This is a genomic window from Legionella bozemanae (genome assembly GCF_001648595.1).
GTDB classification, from domain to species: Bacteria; Pseudomonadota; Gammaproteobacteria; order Legionellales; family Legionellaceae; genus Legionella; species Legionella bozemanae.
The window spans coordinates 1-3,491 of the sequence record NZ_LBAW01000052.1; the positions used below are offsets into that span (position 1 = coordinate 1).

The window sequence follows — 3,491 nt, forward strand, 5'->3', positions numbered from 1 at the left end:
GGGATGACAGCTGGATGCTTTATTCTGAATTTTTTCATTTTTTACCTTTTACATGAACATTGAATATTTTATTCAACTTAAAATATAAAAATTTAAAACATTCAACGGCGTTGGCATGCGAGCATTTTCTTGGTTGATTCATGGCAACGATCTCATATTAAGTCTGACTTATTGGATTCACTTGAATCAAAAAACCAATAGGCGATTAACTTCAACCAATCATTGAGCAAGAACCAGACAAACGCATAACCCCAAACAAACAACGCCCAGCCCCAGCCAAGAGGTTTCATAAATATTCCATAGACAGCAAGTAAGGTTGCCAAAATTTGTGTTCCAAGAACAGCACACCATAAAATTTTTGCAGGACGTATTGACCAGAATGGGCCACGTGTGCGGGTCAAAAAGATGGTCAGATGTCCAGCTACCGATAACATGAGATACATGAGTGTCTGGAGATGAGGATGATCCAGATGAAAAACACGGTCACCAAGATAAAATAACCCAAATGCAGCCACGGGGCCAATAACCCCTAATACCGTAGCAACTCCCAGTACCACTTTCATATTCCAAGATTGAGGTTTATTTTTACAATGTACGTTATCATAAGCAATAGATAATATGGCACCGTCATTGAGCAATGCCAAAATCACAATCATCACTGCTGTTAAGGGATAAAAGTTAAAGATGAAGATGGCTAAAGTCATAAATAACAGGACACGTAAGGTTTCCGCAATCCGATAAATTGCATAACTATTCATGCGTTGAAAAATTTTCCTGCTCTCTTTAATCGCATCAATAATTACTATCAGTCCAGGAGTCATTAACACGATGTCTGCTGTAGCACGTGCTGCATCCATCGCACTCGAAACAGCGATACCACAATCCGCTTTCTTCAATGCAGGCGCATCATTTACCCCATCACCTGTCATTCCGACAATATGACCTTGTTGTTGCAATGCATTGACAATACTGAGTTTGTGTTCAGGAAATACTTGTGCAAAACCACTGGCATGTTCAATAGACTTCGTTAATTGTGTCGTCAATCCATCCAAGATGCTCGCATCGAAAATATCGGAGCCAATTCCTAATTTCTTTGCTGTTTCCTTAGCGATTGCTAACTGATCGCCAGTAACCATTTTAACTTGAACACTCATGTGTCGTGCTGTATCTACAATTGTTCTGGCATCTTTTCGGAGCGGGTCAAATAAAGGCAACACACCAAGAAACTGCCATGAGCCATCTCCATCAGCTCGTGCAACACCTAATGAGCGAAAACCATGTTCAGCAAAATCATTGACTGATTTATCGACAAGTGATTTCACATGCGCTGCATTAGCTGATAATGCCAGGATTACTTGAGGTGCACCTTTTGTCACCTTAAATTCCTTTCCATCCGGACCCTTGACTAACACCTCTGTACGTTTATGTACTGGATCAAAAGGCTGGAAATGAAGCCTTTGGTACTCTTGCAAAGCTTGCGTATTCTTTAATCCGCGAAGAATTGCTAAATCAATGGTGTCGTTATTGTCGGCACGAGATGCCAGAGCCGCATTGAGGATCACAAAATTTTCGGAAACATTGTTTACACTAAAGGGAGCACCTAAGGTCAATTGGTTTTGTGTCAACGTACCTGTCTTGTCGGTGCACAGCACATCCATGCCTGCTAACTCCTCCACAGCGGTTAATCGAGTCACAATGGCCTTTTTCTTAGCTAAAACACGAGCACCAACGGCCATGGTCACTGAGAGTACGGTAGGCATGGCAACAGGAATTGCAGCTACTATCAATACTAACGCAAATTGTAATGTCATGAGTATTGGATCACCGCGAAGAAGCGTGACTGTAATAATTGCCGCCACTAAGACTAAAGCAAGAGCAATCAGGTAATTGCCTATCTTTAAAACGCCACGCTGGAAGTGACTCACAGTATGCACTTCTTTGACCATCTGTGCTGTTTTACCAAAATAGGTTTTGGCACCAGTCGCATAAATCAGTGCATTACTTTCACCCTGACGAATAATTGAGCCAGAAAATATAGCATCGCCAGATTGATACACAACGGGTAAGGATTCACCTGTCAATGCGGATTGGTCAACTTCTACTGGATCACCTTCCAATAAACGAGCATCAGCAGGTACGATATCGCCCAGGCGTAAATGAATCACATCCCCAGGTACTAATTCACGCGATTTAAGATTAATCCATTTTCCATTACGTTTTGCTCGGCACGTAATCGCAAGGCTTGCTTTAAGGGCAGCAATAGCGTTTCCAGCTTGATGTTCTTCCCAAAAGCCCACTAAAGCATTAGAGATTAATAAAACAAGGATGATCAAAAAATCCGGCCAGTGTCCTACTAAACCGGACAAAATCACAGCTACTTCAATCATCCAGGGAATGGGGCCCCAAAAGTAGGTGAGAAATTGCACCAAAGGGTTGCGCTTTTTATCCTCGATTTCATTAGGTCCATAGTGAATCAATCGTTTCTTTGCTTGGGCTTGACTAAGGCCTTCTGGCGATGAATCCAGTTTGTTCTGTAATTCCAATAGAGGCATAGATTGCAAATCATCTTTAGTATCGGATTTCATAATGGTCATACTCCTGTAATCCAGATTTTATGAAAAATATACGATAATCTGTGCTCATTCTGAATCTTTCTAATGCAAATAAATCTATTGGTTTTTTAATTGCAATAAAGCACTGTTTGTCTTAAATCCTATCTACTTTGAGTCATTATCTTTCATGCGCAGAACGAGCTGCTATCAAAAAATGGATCTGAAGATCGGATGAGTCATTTCTATTTATTTCTTTTATCCATGGGGCTTGTGAACTTTATGCGAGGAAGCTCATAATCGCATATGACGTTCTTAATTGATGCTGGTTATAAATCAAAGTTCATTTTGACCTCCATGATGTTAATTATATTGCAATTCCTCCATTTAAACCGGTTTGACGCTTCTAGGTTTTATTTTATATTTGACCGCATTATGCAGCTGGTCAGATTTTTTTCTTCGTTTTTACGAATAAGCCGCGCTACAAAACGTGTGGGGAATTTTAATGTTTCAGCAATTAAAAGTGGGGGGATTGTTTTTCTACGTAATGTAGATGCAATACTTCTTTTTTATTTATGGAAGCAAGAAACTCCAGGTAAACTCCTCTTCCATATCAATATGTTCTGAATCATTTTTTTGCGTAAAGGAATCAATAAGATTTTTTTCTTCTTCATCAGGAGAGATTAAATCGAATATTGAGCTGGCAATTAATTGGTTCATTTCTTTAGCTTGTTTTATAAATTTTAACTTTTCCTTTGGAATTGATTGGCCAGTAACCGCACTTTTATGGGTTATATTTAAAACCATCTCAATAGGATGTAAAAAAGTTCTAATATTATCTTTTTATCAAGACTGTTTGTGAGCTAAAGTATAACTTGGCTTAGCGCTCCGGAACTTGTATATGGACTCATCCGGGATTGCAATATGTTCTAATGTAGTGAG

The 3,491-nt window shown here is 39.5% G+C and carries 2 protein-coding genes; both read right to left on the reverse strand.

Features of this window, described 5'->3' with window-relative positions; genetic code table 11:
- Positions 1-152: 152 nt before the first annotated feature.
- Positions 153-2,585: a plasma-membrane proton-efflux P-type ATPase gene (locus A8O27_RS17870; protein ID WP_115684278.1), complete on the reverse strand. Its 2,433-nt coding sequence runs from the start codon at positions 2,583-2,585 to the stop codon at positions 153-155.
- Between the two features lie 537 nt (positions 2,586-3,122).
- Positions 3,123-3,356 carry a hypothetical protein gene (locus A8O27_RS17875; RefSeq protein WP_058460784.1) on the reverse strand — a complete coding sequence of 78 codons (234 nt, stop codon included), beginning with the start codon at positions 3,354-3,356 and terminating at the stop codon, positions 3,123-3,125.
- Between the last annotated feature and the right edge of the window lie 135 nt (positions 3,357-3,491).